The sequence below is a fragment of the Nonomuraea sp. NPDC049269 genome, assembly GCF_043197155.1.
GTDB lineage: Bacteria > Actinomycetota > Actinomycetes > Streptosporangiales > Streptosporangiaceae > Nonomuraea.
This window is the reverse complement of record NZ_JBICSO010000012.1, coordinates 199,098-219,460: the sequence shown is the minus strand read 5'-3', so window position 1 is coordinate 219,460 and position 20,363 is coordinate 199,098. Positions and strand designations below refer to the sequence as shown.

Here is a 20,363-nt window from a genome sequence, read left to right as displayed (position 1 = left end):
CCGACTCTCCTAAGGACTTCACTTCATGACCCTGACCGAAGACCGGGCTCCGGCCCGGCAGGTAATCTCCGCCGAAGAGCGATACGCCGACGAGCTCGCCTTCCTCGCCGCCCACGACACCGGCCCGCGCCCGCCCGGCTGGGCGCTGACCCCGCGCGCCGTGGTGACCTTCATCTGCGGCAGCGGTGACGAGACGCTGGTGGGGCCGGCGTCCAAGATGAAGGTGGCCGCCAAGTTCGTCGGCGAGCGCGCCCTCGTCGAACGCTGCGTGGTGACCCTCGCCGGCGAACGCGGCCTGCTGCTGGTCGGCGAGCCCGGCACCGCCAAGTCGATGCTGTCCGAGCTGCTGGCCGCCGCCGTGTGCGGCACCAGCGCGCTCACCGTCCAGGGGACCGCGGGAACGACCGAGGACGCCTTCCGGTACGGCTGGAACTACGCCCTCCTCCTCGCCCAGGGCCCCAGCCCCGCCGCGCTGGTCGACTCCCCGGTGCTCACCGCCATGCGGTCCGGCCGCGTCGCCCGGGTGGAGGAGATCACCCGCTGCCTGCCCGAGGTACAGGACGCCCTGGTGTCCATCCTGTCCGACCGGCGGGTCAGCGTACCGGAACTGGCCGGCACCGAAGACGCCCAGGTGGCGGCCACATCCGGGTTCACCGTGATCGCCACGGCCAACCTGCGCGACCGCGGCGTCTCGGAGATGTCGGCCGCCCTGAAGCGCCGGTTCAACTTCGAGACCGTCGACCCCATCTCCGACGCCGGGGCGGAGACCGCCCTCGTACGCCACCAGGCCACCGCCGTCGTCCAGCGGGCCGGCGCCGCCTTCGGCGTGGACGACGCCGTGCTCGACGCGCTGGTCACCGTCTTCCGCGACCTGCGCTCCGGGCGCTCGGCCGAGGGCTGGGACGTGGAACGGCCCGGCACGGTCATGTCCACCGCCGAAGCCGTGCAGGTCGCCGCCTCGCTGGGCGTGGCGGCGGCGTACCTGCCCAGCGGTGATGTCCTTGACCTGGTGCCGGGGCATCTGCTCGGCGTGGTGCGCAAGGACGATCCGGCGGACCACGGGCGGCTCCTGGGCTACTGGGACGGGCCGGTGCGGCGGCGGGCCGAGGACGGCTCCGCCATGTGGCGCCGGCTCTGGGACCTGCGGGAGAACCTCCGTTGACCACCCAGAATCTCGACGCGCGGTCCGCGCAGGGTGCCGGTGACGCTGATCCCAGGCAGGCGGTCGCCGCGCTGGCGTCCTCCGCGCGGCCGTACCTGCTGGGCGTCCGTCACCACAGCCCCGCCCTGGCCGTCGCCCTGCCCGCGCTGCTGGACGCCGCCGACGCCGAGGTGGTCTGCGTCGAGCTGCCGGCGGACTTCCAGCAGTGGCTGGTGCACCTGGCCGACCCGGGGACCATCGCGCCGGTCGCCCTCGCGGGGGCTCGTGGCGACGGTGGGCTGGGCTTCTACCCGTTCGCGGACTTCTCGCCGGAACTGGTGGCCATCCGCTGGGCCTGGAAACGCGGCGCGGAGGTCCTGTGCTGCGACCTCCCGCTGTCCGACCCCGGCTGGCACGCCACCGACCCCGCCCCGCTGGCGGGCACGGCCGAGGACGCCGGCCCGCCCGCGGGAACGACGGCAGCCGCGCCGGAGGACTCCGGCACGTTGCCGGGGGCGTCGGTGGGTGCGGCAACGTCCCGGAGGAGGTCCTTCGCCGAGGCGTTGAGCGCGGCGGGGACCGGCCGCGAAGGGGACGACATGTGGGACAGGGCCGTGGAGGTCCTGGCGCCCGGATGCGAGCCGGAAGCGGTCCGCCGCGCCGCCCTCGGCGTCGGCTGGGCGTTGCGCCGAGACGCCGTGGCGGCAGGCGGCGTACCGGCCATGGACCTGGCACGCGAGGCGCATATGCGCCGCGTCATCACGGGCGCCGCGGCCAACGGGCGGCGAGTCGTGGCAGTGGTCGGCGCCTTCCACGCACCCGCGCTGACCGTGCCCGACGCGGACGGCCCCGCGCTGACCGTGCCCGACCCGGATGGAGCCACCGGTCCGTCCAAGGGCGGCCACACTGTCGCCTCGTCCGGGACTGTCGCCTTGTCCGAGAGCGACGGGACAGGCGATGGCGTCACCCGGCCGTTCGCGGACGACGGTTCGTCGTCGGTCACCTCGCTCGTCCCGTACGCCTTCGACCTGCTCGACTCCCGGTCCGGCTACCCGGCGGGCATCCGCGACCCGCGCTGGCAGCAGGCGGTGTTCACGGCGGACGGCGATCCCGAGCGGGTCAGGGACGGCGCCGCCCGCGCCATCACCGACCTGTGCCGGGAGCTCCGCGCGGCCGGGCACACCGCGGGCACCGGCGAGGCCGTCGAGACGTTGCGGCTGGCCTGCGACCTGGCCCGGCTACGCGGCCTGCCCGCCCCTGGGCGGGGTGAGCTGCTGGAGGCAGTGACGACCGTGCTCGGCCAGGGCGAGCCCCTGGGCCGGGGACGGGCCCTGGCCAAGGCGCTCGACACCGTGTTCGTCGGCACCGAACGCGGGCGGACCGCGCCGGGCACACCACGTTCCGGGCTCGGGCCCGCGGTCGAGGCGGATCTCGCCGCGCTCCGGCTCCCGTGCCCGGACGATCCCGAACGCCGTGAAGTACGCCTCGACCCGCTCCGCTCCGACCTGGACGCGCGCCGTGAGGTACTCCTGAAGCGCCTGCTGGTCTGCGGCGTCGGCTACGGCGAACCGATCGAGGTGGTGGGTACAGGCGATTCCACCGCACTCACCACCAGGTGGCGGCTGGCCTGGACCCCGGCGGTCCCGGCCCTGCTCGACCTGGCGGGCGTACGCGGCGTGACCCTCGCCCAGGCGGCGGCCGGTACGTTGCGTGAGACCTTCCGCCGCGAGTCCGCGGAAGGAGGGCCCACCTGCGGCCTGATCCTCGGCGGCCTGCGTGCCGCGGCCGGTTGCGACCTGCCCGACCTGGTCGCGGACCGCCTCGCCGACGCCGCCGTCACACTGCCCGCCACCGCCACGCTCACCGAACTGCTCGAAGCCCTCGACCTGCTGGAGGCGCTGCGCCGCCGGCATCTCCCCGGCACCACCCCGGAAGGCCGCGAGCACGCCGCCGAACTGTCCGGCACCCTGCTGGAGGCCGCGGTCCGCGCCCTGCCCGGCCTGGCCGGCAGCGACCAGCCGGAGGACGCGGTCGCCCTGGTCGCCCTCGCCTCCCGGGTCGGCGAAGAGCGACTCGGGCTGCGGATGGACGACGCCCTGGCGGTGCTCGCGCGTACGGCGTCGCCGCTCATCCAGGGCGCGGCCCTGGCCGCCCGTGTGCTGCTCGACCTGGACGGGCCCGACTCGCTCGGCGAGCGGGCCGCCGGCTGGGTCGACACCGCCACCGGCCCCGACGGCCGCCTCCGCCTGAGCCGCCTGCTGACCGGCGTGCTCACGGCCGCCGGGCCGCTGCTCCAGTCGGCCCCGGCGGCGCTCGACCCGCTCATGGATCGAGTCGACGGCCTGGCCGACAGGGAGTTCCTCGACCGGCTGCCGGCGTTGCGGGGTGGGTTCGACACCCTCAGCCCGGCCGGTCGTACCCGGCTGCTGGGGGCTGTGTCCGAACGGCTCGGAGACCGGCTCGACCTGGCACTGGACGCTCCGGCCGCGCTCCTCGCCCTCTGGACCGCCGCCGACTCCGCCGCTCTGGAGGCCTTGCGCGCCCTCCGGCTCCCCATCCCCGCGCTGACCACCTCCGGCGATCCGGAGGAACGGGTAGCCGAGGTGACTCGCACCGACAGCCGGGCCCTACCGGAAGGGGAAGCCCGCACTGAGCGCCTCTCCTCGCTGGACGGGGAGGCGGACGCGGCTCGCGCCGAGCGCCGGTCCGAGGTGGACGGTGACGGTCGTGTCGAGCGGAGGCTGCTGCCGGTTGACCGGTGGCGGTTGCTGCTCGGGCGGGAGTCGGAGCGGCTTCCGGCCGGTGCTCGTGCCTACGCGCGGGCCCTTGACGAGCTGTACGGATCGGGACGCGGGGAAGGCGCCAACGACTTCGGCACGGGAGGCGACGCCGGTGGCAGGGAGAACCCCTTCCCCACCGCCCGTGAGTGGGGTGAGGAGCTGGAGAACCTCTTCGGGACCGAGGTACGCGAGGAGGTGCTGGCCCGGGCCGCCGACGCCGGCCGGATCGACGTGCTCAGCGAGCTCGATCCCGCCTCGGTGCGGCCATCCGTCGAGCTGCTGACCTCCGTACTGTCCCTGGCCGGCGGCCTGCCCGAGCAGCAGGTCGCCAAGTTGCGGCCACTCGTACGCCGCCTGGTGGAGGAGCTGACCCGGGAGCTGGCGACCCGGATGCGGCCCGCCATGACCGGGCTGGCGACCCCACGCCCGACCCGCCGTCCCGGTGGGCGGCTAGACCTGCCGCGTACCCTGCGCGCCAACCTGTCGCACACGCGCCGCCTCGACGACGGCCGGCTGGTGGTGGTCCCGGAACGGCCGGTGTTCAGCACCAGGTCCCGGCAGGAGGCCGACTGGCGGCTGATCCTGGTGGTCGACGTGTCCGGGTCGATGGAGGCGTCGGTGGTCTGGTCCGCTCTCACGGCCGCCGTCCTGGCGGGCGTGCCGACGCTGTCCACCCACTTCCTGTCGTTCTCCACGCAGGTGATCGATCTGACGGACCGGGTGACCGATCCGCTGTCCCTGCTGCTGGAGGTACGGGTCGGCGGTGGTACGCACATCGCCGCGGGCCTCGCTCAGGCCCGGTCGCTGGTCACGGTGCCGAGTCGTACGCTCGTCGTGGTCGTCAGCGACTTCGAGGAGGGCTACCCGATCGGGGGCCTGCTCGGTGAGGTACGGGCGCTGGCCGGGTCCGGTGTTCACCTGCTGGGGTGCGCGGCCTTGGACGACAGCGGCGTACCCCGTTACTCGATCCCCGTCGCTCAGCAGCTCGTCGCGGCCGGCATGCCCGTCGCCGCCCTCAGCCCGCTCGCCCTCGCCCGATGGGTCGGCGACCGCCTTCGGGGAGAGAAATGATGAATTCCCCCACCACGACCTCTGTCTCCTCGGCTGCCGGGCAACTGCCGCCGGCGGCGCCGCAGGTGGTCGCCGCCGCCGTCGAGGGCCTCACGTCCCGGCTGCGTAAGAAGCTGGACGCGGCGATCGAGCAGTACGCCGCCGTGCCCGTTGCCGTCGACGACGAGGGCGTCCGGATCAGCTGTGGCGAGGACGCGGTGGTCACGCTCTCGCCGGGGCCGTCCGGTGCGATCGTCGACGACGGCCAGGCGCGGTGCAGTTGCCTCCTGGCGCCACGATGTCTGCATCGCGCGGCCGTACTGAGTGCCTGCCCGGTGGCGGACCTGGAGCCCATCGGGACCGCCGAAAGCTCCGGCGCGGGTGATGCCCCACTCGGCGCCGATACGGTCGCCGGGTCCGCGTCCGACGGGACGGCCACCGACCCGGGCGCGGCGCCCGCTGCCGCGCTGGCGACCGCGGGGTCTGGCAACGCTCAGGCGACGAACGCTGGGTCAAGCGCCACAGGGCAGGACGCCGCCAAGGGCGCAGCGCCGGATACCGCGCAGGCGCCGAGTGCCGCGCAAGTGGCGGCGGCGGCGAGTCTCTGGCGTGCCGCCGCGGCCATCCTGTCGACCGGGGCGCCCGCGGCTGGTGCGGTGCCTCAGGCCGAGCTGCTCAGGGCCGCGCATACAGCCAGGCTGGCCGGATTGCCCAAGGCCGAGGCCGCCGCTCTGCGAGTGGTACGCGGGCTGCGCGCGGCTCGGGCCCGCCACGACGGGCATCGCCTCGCCGACCTGGTGTCCGCGCTGCGCGAGCTCCTGCTCACCGCGGGGCGGCTGGCCGGGGCCGATCCCGATCCGGCGCTGGTCGGCAGCGTGCGCCGGAACTATCAGCCGGGAGGGGGCCTGCGGGTGTACGGCGTCTTCCGGGAGCCGGTGATCAGCGCCACCGGCTACGGCGGCGTCGTCACCCACCTGGTCACCGACGACGGCCGGTGGTTCTCGGTGGCCGATGTCAAGCCGGGTGGTCCGGCCCGTGCCCGTGGGGCCGCCACCGCGCCCGTCTCCATCGGCCCCGCCATGCTGAACCACGCGCAACTGGCGCGGGCTGGGCTGCTGATCACCGGGGCGACGATCTCGCCTGATGGGCGTCTGGGGGCGGGCGGTGGCGTGCGGGCCACCCCGGTCTCGGGGATGTCGTGGACGGCGGGGCCGATGGCGGCGCTGTTCGCCCGCCCGCTGGCTGAGGCGGTCGGTCCCCGGCTCTCCGGGCACGCCTGGAGCGAGGCGGACACAGAGGATAAGGCTCGCGAACCGGTTGGATGCGACCTGGTAATCGTCGGCGCCGCAGGCGACCACGTACTCGCCCGCGAACTACTACCCACAGATGACCAGTCGGCCGTCCCTGGCCCTGGACCGCAGCCTGCGGACGATACCTCGCGCGCTCTGCCCGCGGACGATCAGGTAAGGGCTCTGCCGTCCGCTGGAGCGCCGCAAGCCGATCCGCAGGTCCCGGTACGCCCGGTCGGCCCGCTGATCCGGCTCGTTCCGGCGGCCCATCACCCCGACCTGGCTCACGTCGCCAACCTGCAGCGGCTCGCGTCCCGGCCCGGTCTGGTGGTGCGGGTGGTCGGCAGGGTGGATCCCGATCGGGCGGCCACCCTGCGTCCGCTGGCGGTGGGACCGGTGCCGGGGGCCGAGGCGACGCTGCGGCTTCCCGCCGAATGGCAGGACCGGGCCGATCTCGGGTACGACCGTCTGCAGGGCTCCCACCTCCCGCCGCCGGAGGCGTGCTGGCCCGTGCAGACGGAGGCCGGAAGCGAGGTGGACCCGGTGGCGAGCGCACCGCTCTGGCGGGTTCGTCGGCTGGTCGAGCTGGGCGTCTCCGGCGGGCGGCGAGCGGTCGCCGAATCGGCGCGCAACGGCGACTCCCACGCGCCGCTGCGCCGGGCCGGGTTCCGGACCGCCGCCGAACTCGCCACCACGCTCACCGCCGAGGCCGACCGCAGGACGCGTGACGTGTTCGGCCGGTTGGCGGACTCCGGCCCCGACCGGTACGCGTGGGCGTGGCTGGCCGCGGCGACCCACCTCGCGGCCACGGAACGAGCCATGATCCAGTCCTCCTGGCAGGCGGACCATCTCCTGTGAAGGGCGACTCTCCGTGATGGGCGGGCCTCCGTGAAGAGCGGCTGATCGCCGAGAACGTCTCCCCTTGAGCTGGACCGTTGTTCAGTGGTGCCGGTCCGCAAGGCGTGGAGCCTTACCCAGGCGATCGTTGGGCCTCCGCTGATCCGGCGGGGGCGCCGATCACGGCCACGAAGGCCCGCTCTCTTACGCCGGGCCAGAGGAGTATGGACAGGGGAGGGGCGAAGAAGGCCGCTGCGGACGCAGGGATCGGCGGGGTTGACGCCGACCGCGTGAATGCGGACGCGGACCTGCCCGGAGCCAGGGCCGGAGACCGCTGTACGGTCTCCGGCTGCGCTGAGGCTGGTCAGGTCGTGAAGATCTGGCGGCGGGCGTGGTCCAGGAGGGTCTTCCTGGGCGGGGCGGAGGTGACGAAGCGGGAGGCGCCGTGGGTGCTGGTCAGTGCACTGTCGTGCGCGGATGGTGCACCCAGCCGTTCGGGTCGGGGGCCCGGCCGGTCTGTACGGCCAGGAGCTCCTCGCGTAACAAGAGGGTGAGGGGACCGGGCTGGCCGTCGGCCATCTGCCAGGCGGTGGTGCGTGTGCGGGCCCGGCCGACGGGGGTGATGACAGCGGCGGTGCCGCAGGCGAAGACCTCGGTGATCGAGCCGTCCGCCGCGCCCGTTCGCCACTCCTCCAGACTGATGCGGCTCTCGCTGACGGGGTGGCCGAGGTCGCGGGCGAGGGTGAGGACGCAGTCGCGGGTGATCCCGGGCAGCAGTGAGCCGGTGAGGGCCGGGGTGATGATCTCGGCGGCAGGGCCGTGGCCGCGTACGAAGAAGAGGTTCATGGCGCCCACTTCCTCGATCCAGCGCCGCTCGATCGCATCGAGCCAGACCACCTGGGCGCAGCCGTGCTCGGCGGCGTCATTCTGGGCGAGGAAGGCGGCGGCGTAGTTCCCGGCGAACTTGGCGGCGCCGGTGCCGCCCGGGGCGGCCCGTACATAGTCCTCGGCGACCCACACCGACAGGGGTCTGATGCCTTCGGGGAAGTACGATCCGGCCGGGGAGGCGATGAGCAGGAACAGGTACTCGGCCGAGGGCCGGACGCTGAGCGTGCTCTCGGTGGCGAACATCAGCGGCCGCAGATACAGAGAATGCTCAGCGGCGTCGGGCACCCAGCACCGGTCCTGACTCACGAGCAGCTCGCATGCCTTCATGAACAGCTCGACGGGCAGTTCCGGCATGGCCATCCGGCGGGCGCTCGCCTGGAAGCGGTGCGCGTTGGCCTCGGGCCGGAACAGGGCGACCGTACCGTCCGGCTGTCGATACGCCTTGAGACCCTCGAAGATCGACTGGCCGTAGTGCAGTCCTGTGGCGGCCGGGTCGATGGTCAGCGGGGCGTATGGGCCCAGTGCGGCGTCATGCCAGCCCGCCTCGCCGGTCCACCGGATGGTGACCATGTGATCTGTCATGTACCGGCCGAAGCCGGGCGCGGCCAGAATCTGCTGCCGCTCGGTGTCAGAACGCAGGTGAGGATGCGGTTTGATGGTGAACTGAGGGAGCGTGAGGGGCATCGGGGTTCCCTAAAGGGCGAGTGCTCACCGTGGTGCGCGGTCAGCGGGTGCGGAACGGGCTTCGGAGGACTGGCTACGGGCCAGGGATGCGGGCCGTCGAGGAGCCTGCGCAGGGCGCGGCGGAACTCGGTGAAGAACCGCTCGCGTGTCTCGGCGGTGGTGCAGCCCAGTAACAGGCAGGGGGGTCGAGATCTTCCAAAACCATGAGCAAGCAACTGCCCGTCGCCCGTGCGTACAGCGTAGACCCGCTTGATGCCGGGGTGAATGGCGTCGACGAAGGAGAACGGCGCACCGTATCGGATGGAGGTGATCGCGAGTTGACCTCGAGCTCGGTTGAGGTTGCATGCTGGGGACGACATCAGCCGAACAGGGGAGAGCAACGTGCGCGCGGTGTGGTTGAAGGAGTTCGGCAGGCCCGAGGTGCTCATACCTGGAGATGCCCCCGACCCGGTCCCGGGGCCTGGGCAGGTGTTGATCGACGTCGCCTACGCCAACATCACCTTTGTCGAGACCCAGTTCCGGTCGGGCGCGCCGTCGCCGTTCAAGCGGGAGCTGCCGATGATCCCGGGCAACGGCGTCGGGGGCATCGTCACGGCGGTCGGCGAGGGCGTCGACTCCGACCTGGTCACCCGTCGGGTGGTGACCTCCACGGGCGGCTCCGGCGGTTATGCAGAACGGGCCGCGGTGGACGTGTCCGGGCTCTACACCGTCCCTGACGGCCTCGAACTGGACGACGCGGTCGCGATCCTGGCCGACGGGCGTACCGCGACCATGATGATCCGGGCGACCGCACCGCAGCCCGGGGAACGGGTTCTGGTCGAGGCGGCGGCCGGCGGCGTGGGCTCGCTCCTCGTACAGCTGGCCAAGTCGGCGGGTGCCACCGTCGTCGCGGCGGCCGGGGGTTCGCGCAAGACCGGCGTGGCCCGCGACCTGGGCGCCGACGAGGTGGTCGACTACACGGCTCCGGGCTGGTCCGACGGGGTCGCCTCCGTCGACGTCGTCCTCGACGGGGTCGGCGGCGACATCGCCCGAGCCGCCTTCGAACTGCTCGGCCAAGGCGGCCGGATGGTCAGCTTCGGGCTGGCGAGCGGAGAGTGGGCCGGCATCGAGGAGGAGGCCGCTGTCGCGCGCGGCGTCACGCTCGTCCAGGCGAAGCCCACCCCGCAGACGATGCGCGAGTACACCGAGAGCGCCCTCGCCGAGGCCGCTGCCGGACGGCTGCGGCCGCTGATCGGGCAGCGCTTCCCCCTTGAGCGGGCCGCCGCCGCGCATGCCGCCATCGAGTCGCGCGCGAGCGTCGGCAAGACCCTGCTCGAAGTGCGCTGACGGTCCAGCCGGTCGCGCGGGCCCGCCGCGTATCCACCCTCGCCGTCAGCGGGACCAGCCGTAGCGCTCCCTCACGTCACATGCCAGATGCATTCTTGGGCGACCCGCTTGGGGGCCAGGCCGGCGCCGGGCGAAACGCCATCAACCTCTGAAACGAATGCGCCCGGTGAACGGCCCCGCAGCCCGTCAGGAGAGGCCGGCGAAGAAGGCCCGGATGTCTCCGGCGAGCAGGTCGGGCGCCTCCATGGCCGCGAAGTGGCCACCACGCTCGAACTCCGACCAGCGCACGATGTTGTGGACCTTGTCGGCGAAGACCCGGATGGCGTAGTCGGTGACGAAGACGGCGACCCCGGTGGGGACGGTGCCGCGCGGCTTGGGCGCCCACATGGCGTGGTCGTGGAAGCGCTCGTAGTACGAGTTGGCCGTCGAGCGCGCCGTCCCGGTCAGCCAGTACAGCATCACGTTGGTCAGTAGCCGGTCCCGGCCGACGGCGTCCTCGGGGAGCTTGGCCGCCGGATCGCTCCACTCCTGGAACTTCTCCACGATCCACGCCAGTTGCCCGACGGGAGAGTCGGTCAGCGCGTAGGCAAGGGTGTCCGGGCGGCTGCCCTGCACCTGCATGTACGCGGCCCCCTCGTCCTGGAACCGCTTCATCGCCGCCAGACGTGCCTGCTCGGCCTCGGTGAGGCGGGCCATGTCGTCCGGGTCGCCCGTGGGGAAGGCGAACATCGAGTTGAGGTGCACCCCGATCACCCGCTCGGGCTCGGCCCGCCCCACCAGCGGCGCGATCAGGGCCCCGACGTCGCCGCCCTGCACGCCGTAGCGCTCGTACCCCAGCCGTTCCATCAGCCGCGCGAACGCCGCCGCGGCGCGCCCGTCGGTCCAGCCGGCCTCGGTGAGCGGGCTGGAGAACGCGAAGCCGGGCAGCGAGGGGACGACCAGGTGGAACCGGTCGGCGAGCAGCTCGATGACGTCGGCGAACTCCACCACCGACCCCGGCCAGCCGTGCAGCAGCAGGAGTGGCGTGGCGTCCGGGGCCGCGGAGCGGACGTGCAGGAAGTGGATCACGGCGCCGTCGATCACTGTGGTGTACTGCGGGTGCTCGTTCAGCGCGGCCTCGTTCGCACGCCAGTCGTAACCGTCGGCCCAGTAGCCCACGAGGTCCTTCAGGTAGGCCGCGGGCACGCCCCGGCTCCAGTCGTCGGCGGGAGAGGCGTCCGGCCAGCGCGTCTGCGCCAGCCGCCGGCGCAGGTCGTCCAGTTTCTCCTGCGGAACGTCGATCTTGAACGGTCGGATGTCGGACATGGCGCTCAGCTCTCTCTCAATGGTGGGGCGGTGGTTACGGCGGTCAGAATGCGGCGGCGTGGTCGATCACCCATTCGCGGTAGCTCCGCGCGGGGTGGCCGGTGACGTCCTCGACGCCGGTGGTGGTCGGTGCGGTACGGCCGACGGAGTCGGACCAGGCTTTGAAGATGCCGTCAAGGATGGGAGCCGGGACGTGTGCGCTCATGGCCTGCCGCACCGACTCGGGGGGAAGATCGGTGAAGCGGATCGGCCGGCCGAGCACCTCGCCGATGATCCGGGCCTGCTCCGCATGGGTCAGTGACTCGGGGCCGGTCAGCTTGTAGACGCGGCCGGCGTGCCCGTCCTGGGTCAGCGCCGCGACTGCGACGGCGGCGATGTCGGCCTCGTGCACCGGTGCGGCCGTCGCCTCGGCGTAGGCACCGCGCACCAGGTCGCCGGACTTGGTCTGCCCGGTCCACATCAGGGTGTTGGCGGCGAAGACGTCCGGGCGCAGGAAGGTCCACTCCAGGCCCGAGGCGCGCAGGGCCTGCTCGATCTCGGCGTGGTACGTAGCGATCGGTCCGTCCTGGACCTCCGCGTCGTCATCGACCCCTCCGGAGGACAGCAGCACCACCTTGCGCACTCCGGCCTGCCGCGCCGCGGTGACGAAATCCGGTCCGCTGCCGGGGACGGCGAACAGGAACACCGCGTCGACGCCGGCCAGGGCCGGGCCCAGCGACGCGGCGTCGGCCAGGTCACCGGCCACGACGTCGACTTCCGCCGCCCACATCGCGCGCTGCGGGTCGCGGGTGAGGGCCCGGACGGCTCGGCCGTTCTCGACCAGCAGGTTCAGCACGTGGCGGCCGACGTTCCCGGTGGCACCGGTGATGAGGATCATGACGTTCTCCCGTGGATCGCGTGCCCCGTTCGGGCTTGCAGGACAGACACTAGGAACCGTTGAGGACAGGTATGGTCCTCGAGGAACGTCGCCTCTCAAGGAGTTTTCGGACATGCTGGAGACCTCGGCGCGGCTGCTGCGGCTGTTGTCCCTGATGCAGTCGCGGCGAGACTGGCCGGGGTCGGAGTTGGCCGACCGGCTGGGCGTGACCACACGTACGGTCCGGCGTGACATCGATCGGCTCCGCGACCTGGGCTACCCGGTGGAGTCCGCGACCGGCACGGCCGGTGGTTACCGGCTGGGTGCCGGCGCCGCCCTGCCACCGCTGCTGCTGGACGACGAGGAGGCCGTCGCCATAGCCGTGGGGCTGCGCGCGGCCGCCGTGGGATCGGTCTCCGGAATGGAGGAGACGTCGCTGCGCGCGCTGGCCAAACTCGAACAGGTCCTGCCCTCACGGCTGCGCCACAGGGTGACGGCGATGCAGTCCGCGATCGTGCCGCTGACCGGCCCCGGACCGGCAGTGGACGCGAACCTGCTGGCGGCCCTGGCCGCGGCCTGCCGCGCCCACGAAGGCATCCGCTTCGGCTATCAGAAACGCACCCGCCGCGCCGAGCCGTACAGCCTGGTCCACACCGGCCGCCGCTGGTACCTGCTGGCCTTCGACCTGGACCGCGACGATTGGCGTACCTTCCGCGTCGACCGTATCGACGCCCCTCCACAGCCCGGCCCGCGTTTCACTCCACGGCCGGCACCGGCGGAAGACCTGCGTGCCTTCATGTCTGACGCGTTGTCCTCGGCGCCGTACCGATTCCAGGCGAAGATCCTGTTCCGCGCGCCGATCGAAGTGGTCGCCGAACACACCTCACCCACTGCCGGAAGGCTGGAGAAGCTCGACGAGCAGTCGTGCCTGTTCTACGCCGGCGCCGGCTCACTGGATCAGATCGCCGTGTATGTCGCGCTCAAAGGCATCGACTTCCAGGTCGTGGACCCGCCCGAACTCCGAGCCCATGTTCGGGCGCTGGCGGCACGTCTGACCCGCGCCGGCGAAGAGCCGGGTGATCGACCCACCAGGAGCACGTCCCCTTGCCCTTGACGTGCGGGTCAAGGGTTAAGGTCGCGACGCCCTTTGGCCGAACATCTGAGGAGTGCGACGTGCCGACCCTGCCGCGAACGTCAAGAGAAGTCCAGCTCGCCACCGTGCCCGACGGGCTGCCCAAGGCAGAGCATTTCGTGGTCGCCGAGGTCCCCCTGCCGGCGCCGGACGACGGCCACGTGCTGGTCCGCAATCGGTTCTTCCACGTCTTCGCCGCCCTTCGCACGCTGATCGGCGGGAGCGTGAAGGACGCGCCCATGCCGCCGGTGCGCCCCGGCGACACGCTGTTCGGGCCCGCGGTCGGAGAGGTCGTGTCGGCCACCGGGGACAGCGGGCCGAAGGTCGGCGACCTGGTCTCACACTGGCTGGGCTGGCGCGAGTACGCGGTCGTGCCGGTCGGTCAGGTCACGCCCTTGGGCGATGCGCTGCCCGACCCCGTCGCGCACCTGGGCCAGGGTGGGCTCGCCTACGCGGCGCTGACCAGGGACGCCGAGGTCAGGCCGGGGGACACGGTGTTCGTCTCGGGCGCCGCGGGCGGGGTCGGATCGCTCGCCGGGCAGATCGCCCGCCTACTCGGCGCCGGTCAGGTGATCGGCAGCACCAGCTCGCGGGAGAAGGCCGATCGGCTGATCTCCGAGCTGGGGTACGACGCGGCCGTGATCCGCGGCGCGGCGCCGATCGAGGAGCAGCTCGCGAAGGTCGCCCCGGACGGCATCGACGTCTACCTGGACAACGTCGGCGGCGACCAGCTCCAGGCGGCGATCGCCGCAGCCCGCCCCGGAGCCCGGTTCGTCCTGATCGGCGCACTGTCCGGACAGATGTCACCCCGCGGAACGGGTGGGACGGCGCCGGTCGAACTCGACACCTACCAGCTCATCCTCAAGCGCGTCTCGATGCGGGCTTTCCAGGGCTTCGACGAGCAGGCGCGATCCCAGTGGCTCGAACGCTTCGGCGGCTGGCTACGCGCGGGCGACATCACGTTCCCGTACGTCCGGATCGCGGGCATCGATGACGCGCCGCGGGCGTTGCAGGAATTGATCGAGGGACGGCATTTCGGGACCGTCATCGTCCAGCTGTAGGGCTTCTGGAGGATCGATGCGCATCGGCGACGCGGCAGCAGCGGCGGGCACCACACCCCGGGCACTGCGGTTCTACGAGCAGCGCGGGCTGCTGACCGCGCCGCCGCGCACGGCGACCGGGCAACGCGAGTACGGGCCGGGCGAGGTGGCCCGTGTGCGCGTCATCCGCGAGCTGCTGTCGCTCGGTCTGACGATCGAGGACGTACGTAGCTGCGCCGATCGCCTGCACCTGTTGGACGGCGACACACTGCCGCCACGCGGCGGCCCCGGCTGCTCCACGGAGAACGGCGTGGTGGAGCGCAGGCTCGCCACCCTCGACTCGGAGATCACCCGCCTGTCCCGGCTGCGCGACCAACTCGCCGCGCGGGCCGGAGTGGAGGAGGACGCGAACAGCGCGCTGTAGGGGAAGGCATGTGGCCCAGATCACTGTCACATCGCATGACCGTGTCCCGTCCGGTTGGTGAATGATCCACCGACTGAAAGACACCGATATGTGGACTCTCCGTCAGGCTGCCGCCGCACTGCTCGCCGCAGGCGCGATGATCACGGCCACCGCGTCCCCCGGCAATGCCGCCACAGCGCTCAAGACCACCCCTTCCCTCAACCAGGCCGACGCGGTGCCATGCGACCAGTGGTGCCAGACCGCCTGGGAACAGCAGCGCGCCAACGCCCTGCCCAGAACCGGCTTCTACGACCCGCCCACCCCGCTGCGCTGGGCCCCGGCGGGCACGCTGATCCGCAAGGAGGCGGCCACCGGCTACGCCGTCCCGGCCACGCGTACGCTCTACCACTCACGTGACTCCGGCGGCCGCGACGTCGCCGCCTCGGCCGTGGTCCTGGTGCCGCAGGGCACCCCGCCGTCCGGCGGCTGGCCGGTGGTCGTCGACGCCCACGGCGCCAGCGGCATCGGCCGTGACTGCGCCCCCTCGCTGATGCGCGACCTCTACCACGGCGACCAGATGCGGCGCTTCCTGGACAAGGGTTACGCCGTGGTCGCCCCCGACTACGCGGGCCTGGGCGCCGCCGGGCAGCACGCGCTCGGGGACAAGACCGCCGTGGCCAACGACGTGATCGGCGCCCTGCGTTCGGCCCGCCGGGCCGTGCCCGCGCTGTCGTACCGCTGGGTGCTGTGGGGCCACTCCCAGGGTGGCGCGGCGGCGCTGAGCGTCGCGGAACGCCAGCTCGACCGGCCGGAGCCCGGCTACCTCGGCGCGGTGGTCACCTCGCCCGCCGCCGACCTCACCCAGATCGTCACGCACGCCGCCACGCAGCCGGGTCTCGGCGGCTTCGTCCCGCTGATCGCCGCCGGCGCCAAGGCCGGCGACGACCGCGTCCGCCTGGACCGGGTGCTGACGCCCCAGGCGCTGGCCGCGCTGGAGGTCACGCGGACCGGCTGCCTGGGCGTGGTGGCGGCGGTCTACCGCGAGCTGACCGGGCCCGACCTGGTCCAGCCCGGCTACCTGGCCGAACCGGGCTTCGCCCGCTTCCTGGCCCGCAACACCACCGGTGTACGACCGGTCGCCGGGCCGGTGCTGCTGTTGCAGGGCGACGCCGACAGCGTCGTGACCCGGGCGATGACCGACCAGGTGGCCGCGACGCTCTGCCGTACCGGATCCCGGGTGGACTACCGCACCTATCCGGGACTGGAGCACGACACCTATCCGGGTGTGGTGACGGGCATCGACGACGGCGCCATGCCCGACATCCTCGCCTGGACCGCCGAGCGGTTCGGCGGCGAGCAGGCCGCCACGGCCTGCTCCTGACCCGGGCCGGGCTATGCCCGTAGCCGCATGGCGGAGTCGGCCGAACGGACGAAGCCCAGCGACCGGTAGAGCGGCTCGCCCTCGGGGGAGGCGAGCAGGTCGATCGTCTTGATGCCACGGCCGCGATACCAGGCGAGCAGCGCCGTCATGCAACTCCGGGAATGGCCGCGCCGGCGGTGAGCCGGATCGGTCACGACATTCAAGACGTATCCCATCTCACCGCTGGGGTTGACCGGTCCCGGGAGCCGACGCTCGACGGTGCCCACCGCACAGGCGGCCAGCAGCCCCGCAGGGACCGGCCGGTCCGGTTGCTCCGGCTGGTCGGGTCGGTCCGGGTGGACCGGCTGGTCCACGACGAAGGCGACCAGCGTGGGGTGCGGCTCGGCCAGTCGCTCGCGCAGCGTCGCGGCCGCGGCCTCCCGCCAGCCGTCCCCGGCCCCCTCGTGCCTGGCCAGGTCGTTCATCAACACTCCGCGCAAGCGGACCAGCTCCGCGGCGTCCGCCGCGGTCGCCCTGCGTGCCTCGTTCATCGGCCAGAGCCTAGCCACCGCCCTGGCCGTCCGGGAACCAGTTCTTGACTGATCTGTACAAAAGTCGCTAGGTTCAGCTCATGGGCAGACCCCGCGAGTACAGCGATCAGGCCGTCCTGGACGCCGCGATGGAGGTGTTCTGGGAGAAGGGCTACGAGGCGGCCACCACCCAGGACCTGTGCGAGCGCACCGGGCTCGGCCGCGGCAGCCTGTACAACGCGTTCGGCAGCAAGCACCGCCTGTACGAGGAGGCTATTCGCCGCTACGCCGCGACCCGGGCCGATGCCCAGTTGGGGATGCTGGCGGACCCGGAAGCCGGGTCGGTGCGGGAGCGGCTGCGGGAGATGATGCTGGGCGTCATCGACGCCGACCTGGCCGACCCCGGCCGGCGCGGCTGCCTGGCGCTGAACGCCGCCACCGAGTCGAGCGGGCGCACCGAAAACGTCGCGGCGCTGGTGCGGCGGCAGTTCGTGGACCTGGAGCAGGCGATCTGCCACCTGGTGACGGTCGGCCAGAGCACGGGTGAGCTGTCCGCCGACCGGCCGCCGCTCCAGGTGGCGCGGGCGTTCCAGAGCGCCTACTACGGCCTGCGCGTGCTCGCGAAGGTGACCGACGACAGCAAGGCCCTGCTGGACGTCGTGGACGGGGCGCTCGCCGCCCTGTGAGCGCCGGTGGCCGAGCGTCGCGGGCATTGTGCTGCCCGTTTTTTGTACTGATCAGTCAACTATTAGAGGTGGAACGAGTGGCGGTACTCTCCCTGATGCTGTGCGTGTTCGGCATCACGACCGGCGAGTTCGTGATCGCCGGCATCCTGCCGGACATCGCCGATGACCTGGCCGTGTCGATTCCGGCGGCCGGACTGCTGGTGACGGCCTACGCGATCGGGATGATCATCGGCGGCCCGGTGCTGACGGCGCTCACCGCGCGCTTCGCCCGCAGGCCGCTCATCCTCGTACTGCTCGCCGTCGTGATCATCGGAAATCTGGCGTCGGCGCTCGCACCGACGTACGCCGTGCTGTTCGGAGCACGGATCGTCACCTCGCTGGTGACCTCCACGTTCTTCGCCAACGCGATCGTCATCGCGGCCTCGACCGCCCCGCCGGGCAAGCAGGCCTCCACCGTGTCCAAGCTGGTTTTCGGGATGAACCTGTCGATGATCCTCGGTGCGCCTATCGGCACCTTCATCGGCAACGGGCTGGGGTGGCGGTCCACGTTCGTGGCCATCGCCGGGTGCTGTGTGCTCGGGTTGCTGCTGGTGCTGCGGTTCGTACCGGACGTACAGAAGGCCACGCCCGGCACGTCCGCGCTGGCCGAGCTCCGGGTGTTGCGCGGCAGTGACGTGCGGCTCGCCATCGCGGTCACGGCGGTGGGCAATGCGGGGCTGCTCATCGTGTTCACCTATTTCGCGCCGCTGCTCACCGGCGTCACCGGATTCCCCGGCGACGCGGTCGCCGTTCTGCTGCTGGTGTACGGCCTCGGCGCGGCGGTCGGCAACTTCGCCGGGGGCTGGCTGTCGGACCGGGCGCTGATGCCGTCACAGGTCAGCCTGCTCGCCGCCCTCGCGGCGACGCTGGTGCTGATGTGGACGGTCAGCGCCGGGACGACGATCACCGCGGTCCTGGTCTTCGTGATCGGCGCGCTGGGCTTCTCCGTCATCCCCGGCATGCAGACCAGGGTCCTGACCGCCGCTACCGCGGCGCCGACGCTCGCCATGGCGGTGAACGCGTCCGCCTACCAACTCGCCGCGGCCTTCGCCGCCTGGCTGGGCGGCCGGGTCATCGACGGCGGGTTCGGGCTGCGGTCCCTCTACCTCGTCAGCGCCGCTGTCACCGTGGCCGGGATCGTCGTGAGCTGCTATGCGTGGTTCCGCGATCGGGGAGTGGTGGAGCCGGAGTCACGCGTCGAGCCCGTCTGACGCGAGCGCGGGTCGCGCGGGCTCCAGGTGGAACTGCTCGGCCCGCTGCGGCACGACCACCGCGATCAGCGCGCCCAGCACGGTGGTGCCGATCAGCAGCCCGAACGCGGCGGTATAGGAGTAGTTGTCGACCAGCCAGCCCATCAGCACCGGCGCGATGACACCCGCCACCTGCCCGCCGACGTTGACCACGCCCATGCCCGAGCCGATCACCTCCGGCGGCAGCGCCCGCACCGGCATGCCCAGGATGCCCATCATCGACAGCCCGCCCACCCCCATGGCCAGCGTCTGGAACAGGGTGAACCCGGCCGCGGTCTCCGCGCGCAGCATCAGCACCAGCAGCACGGCGGTGCAGAGCAGCAGCGGGATGACGTACAGGCGGGCCCGGTCGTGGAAGTAGCGGTCGAACAGCCAGCCGCCGAGGATGACCGTCACGGTCATCACCAGGCCGGGGATGGCCGCGTACAGGCCCGTCTTCAGCAGCGAGATGCCCCGCGCCTCCAGCAGATAGCTGGGCACCCAGGTGATCATCCCGTACCCGAGCATGTTGGTCGCGCAGAACAACGCCGCGAACTTCCACACCGACGGCGCCCGCAGCACGGACCCGAGCGGGGGAGCGGGGCGGGACAGATCGCCGGACCCGTTCAGCCCGGCGGGCAGCGGCGCGGGGAGCAGCGCCCACAGCAGCAGCCCGATCGCCACCCCCGCGGCGGCCGTCACCCAGAACGTGTGCCGCCACCCGAACGCCAGCAGCAGCGGCGCCACGACCAGCGGCGCCAGGCCCGCGCCCAGCTGGCTGGCGGCCAGCATCGCGCCCGCCGCGGTGGCCCGCCGGGCGGGGGTGGTCCGCTCGGACAGGGCCTTGAAGGACGCGCCGGGGAACAGCCCCTGCCCCACGCCGAACAGCGCCCGGATCACCAGCAACGCGACCAGCCCCCAGGCCAGGCCGGTCAGCGCGGTGAACACCGACCACAGCGCGAGCGACACCACGAGCAGCCTGCGCGAGCCGAACCGGTCGGCGAGCAGCCCGCCGGGGATCTGGCACAGCAGGTACACCAGGGCGAACACGGTGACCAGCGAGCCCTGTTCGGTCTTGGTGAGCTCGAAGTCCGCGCCGATGAAGGGCAGGGCGACCGCGATCATCACCCGGTCGACGTAGTCGACGACCCACACGCCCATGAGCAGGCCGGCGGTGAGGACGGCGGTCTTCCTGACATCGACGGTGTACGTGCTTCCCAAGGCGACCTCCGGTGATGCGGGCGTTCCGCACTCTTCTTACAGACCAACCGGCGGCACTTCGGGCGGTTCGCCGAATCGTGGGGAGACGAGAGCTATGTCGCTTCGGTGAGGCTTTGGGTCATCCGGCCGAGCGTACGGTGCAGATCGGCCAGCTCGCTCATCCGCAAGCCGGTGGCGTCCAGTACGTGCTCAGGCACCCGCAGGGCGGACTCGCGCAGCGCCGTGCCCGCCTCGGTGAGCCGCACCACCACGGACCGTTCGTCGCTGGCACTGCGTTCGCGCAGGACGAGCCCAGCCGCCTCCAGCCGCTTGAGCAGCGGTGACAGGGTGCCGGAGTCGAGCCGCAACGCCACACCCAGCTCCTTGACCGTCACCGGCTCGCGCTCCCACAGGACCAGCATCACCAGATACTGCGGATAGGTCAGTCCCAGGTCGGCCAGTTCGCGCCGGTAGAAGCCGTCGAGCGCGCGAGACGCGGCGTGTACGGCGAAGCACACCTGATTCTCCAGCAGCAACGCGTTCATGACACCAGCATACCCGGGGTTGACGGCGAGCAATTTAATTGTG

16 protein-coding genes are annotated in these 20,363 nt (G+C 72.3%); 10 read left to right on the top strand and 6 right to left on the bottom strand.

Features of this window, described 5'->3' with window-relative positions:
- Positions 1–25 precede the first annotated feature (25 nt).
- Genes ACGFNP_RS53175 through ACGFNP_RS53165 form a run of 3 tightly spaced genes read left to right on the top strand, consistent with a single transcriptional unit; the run spans position 26 to position 7,118 of the window.
- Complete coding sequence (locus ACGFNP_RS53175; RefSeq protein ID WP_358321344.1) at positions 26–1,162, top strand: AAA family ATPase; 1,137 nt, start codon at positions 26–28, stop codon at positions 1,160–1,162.
- Positions 1,159–4,992 (top strand): DUF5682 family protein, encoded by a 3,834-nt coding sequence (locus ACGFNP_RS53170; RefSeq protein WP_393331600.1) that lies wholly within the window; start codon positions 1,159–1,161, stop codon positions 4,990–4,992. Before ACGFNP_RS53175 ends, ACGFNP_RS53170 begins: the two co-directional genes overlap by 4 nt.
- Positions 4,992–7,118, top strand: a complete 2,127-nt coding sequence (locus tag ACGFNP_RS53165) for an SWIM zinc finger family protein (RefSeq protein WP_393331597.1) — start codon at positions 4,992–4,994, stop codon at positions 7,116–7,118. Before ACGFNP_RS53170 ends, ACGFNP_RS53165 begins: the two co-directional genes overlap by 1 nt.
- Positions 7,119–7,553: 435 nt before the next feature.
- On the opposite strand, the gene ACGFNP_RS53160 is transcribed toward ACGFNP_RS53165, so the two are convergent.
- Entirely contained in the window at positions 7,554–8,669 is a 1,116-nt protein-coding gene (locus tag ACGFNP_RS53160; protein ID WP_393331594.1) for a branched-chain amino acid aminotransferase, read from the bottom strand.
- A gap of 381 nt (positions 8,670–9,050) precedes the next feature.
- On the opposite strand from ACGFNP_RS53160, the gene ACGFNP_RS53155 reads away from it, so the two are divergent.
- Positions 9,051–9,995: a zinc-binding dehydrogenase gene (locus ACGFNP_RS53155; RefSeq protein ID WP_393331591.1), complete on the top strand. Its 945-nt coding sequence runs from the start codon at positions 9,051–9,053 to the stop codon at positions 9,993–9,995.
- A 186-nt stretch (positions 9,996–10,181) separates the two neighbouring features.
- On the opposite strand, the gene ACGFNP_RS53150 is transcribed toward ACGFNP_RS53155, so the two are convergent.
- Entirely contained in the window at positions 10,182–11,300 is a 1,119-nt protein-coding gene (locus ACGFNP_RS53150; protein ID WP_358321330.1) for an epoxide hydrolase family protein, read from the bottom strand.
- 43 nt (positions 11,301–11,343) lie between these two features.
- Complete coding sequence (locus ACGFNP_RS53145) at positions 11,344–12,177, bottom strand: NAD(P)H-binding protein (RefSeq protein WP_393331588.1); 834 nt, start codon at positions 12,175–12,177, stop codon at positions 11,344–11,346.
- Positions 12,178–12,289: 112 nt separating this feature from the next.
- On the opposite strand from ACGFNP_RS53145, the gene ACGFNP_RS53140 reads away from it, so the two are divergent.
- From ACGFNP_RS53140 to ACGFNP_RS53125, 4 genes are all read left to right on the top strand, one after another.
- A complete protein-coding gene (locus ACGFNP_RS53140; protein WP_393331585.1) occupies positions 12,290–13,270 on the top strand; it encodes a helix-turn-helix transcriptional regulator in 981 nt (326 codons plus the stop codon).
- A gap of 59 nt (positions 13,271–13,329) precedes the next feature.
- Positions 13,330–14,349 carry an MDR family NADP-dependent oxidoreductase gene (locus ACGFNP_RS53135; protein ID WP_393331582.1) on the top strand — a complete coding sequence of 340 codons (1,020 nt, stop codon included), beginning with the start codon at positions 13,330–13,332 and terminating at the stop codon, positions 14,347–14,349.
- A gap of 16 nt (positions 14,350–14,365) precedes the next feature.
- On the top strand, positions 14,366–14,752 hold the full coding sequence (locus tag ACGFNP_RS53130; protein WP_358321319.1) for a MerR family transcriptional regulator: 387 nt from the start codon (positions 14,366–14,368) through the stop codon (positions 14,750–14,752).
- 88 nt (positions 14,753–14,840) lie between these two features.
- Positions 14,841–16,112: a lipase family protein gene (locus ACGFNP_RS53125; RefSeq protein WP_393331578.1), complete on the top strand. Its 1,272-nt coding sequence runs from the start codon at positions 14,841–14,843 to the stop codon at positions 16,110–16,112.
- A gap of 11 nt (positions 16,113–16,123) precedes the next feature.
- Here ACGFNP_RS53125 and ACGFNP_RS53120 read toward each other — a convergent pair whose 3' ends face one another.
- Positions 16,124–16,642: a GNAT family N-acetyltransferase gene (locus tag ACGFNP_RS53120; protein ID WP_393331575.1), complete on the bottom strand. Its 519-nt coding sequence runs from the start codon at positions 16,640–16,642 to the stop codon at positions 16,124–16,126.
- 80 nt (positions 16,643–16,722) lie between these two features.
- Between ACGFNP_RS53120 and ACGFNP_RS53115 the strand changes: the two genes are divergently transcribed.
- Positions 16,723–17,307: a TetR/AcrR family transcriptional regulator gene (locus ACGFNP_RS53115; protein ID WP_393331572.1), complete on the top strand. Its 585-nt coding sequence runs from the start codon at positions 16,723–16,725 to the stop codon at positions 17,305–17,307.
- 77 nt (positions 17,308–17,384) lie between these two features.
- On the top strand, positions 17,385–18,557 hold the full coding sequence (locus ACGFNP_RS53110; protein WP_393331569.1) for an MFS transporter: 1,173 nt from the start codon (positions 17,385–17,387) through the stop codon (positions 18,555–18,557).
- Here ACGFNP_RS53110 and ACGFNP_RS53105 read toward each other — a convergent pair.
- Positions 18,537–19,796, bottom strand: a complete 1,260-nt coding sequence (locus ACGFNP_RS53105) for an MFS transporter (RefSeq protein ID WP_358321305.1) — start codon at positions 19,794–19,796, stop codon at positions 18,537–18,539. The genes ACGFNP_RS53110 and ACGFNP_RS53105 overlap by 21 nt on opposite strands.
- Positions 19,797–19,888: 92 nt before the next feature.
- Positions 19,889–20,320 carry a MarR family transcriptional regulator gene (locus ACGFNP_RS53100; RefSeq protein WP_358321302.1) on the bottom strand — a complete coding sequence of 144 codons (432 nt, stop codon included), beginning with the start codon at positions 20,318–20,320 and terminating at the stop codon, positions 19,889–19,891.
- Positions 20,321–20,363: the final 43 nt, after the last annotated feature.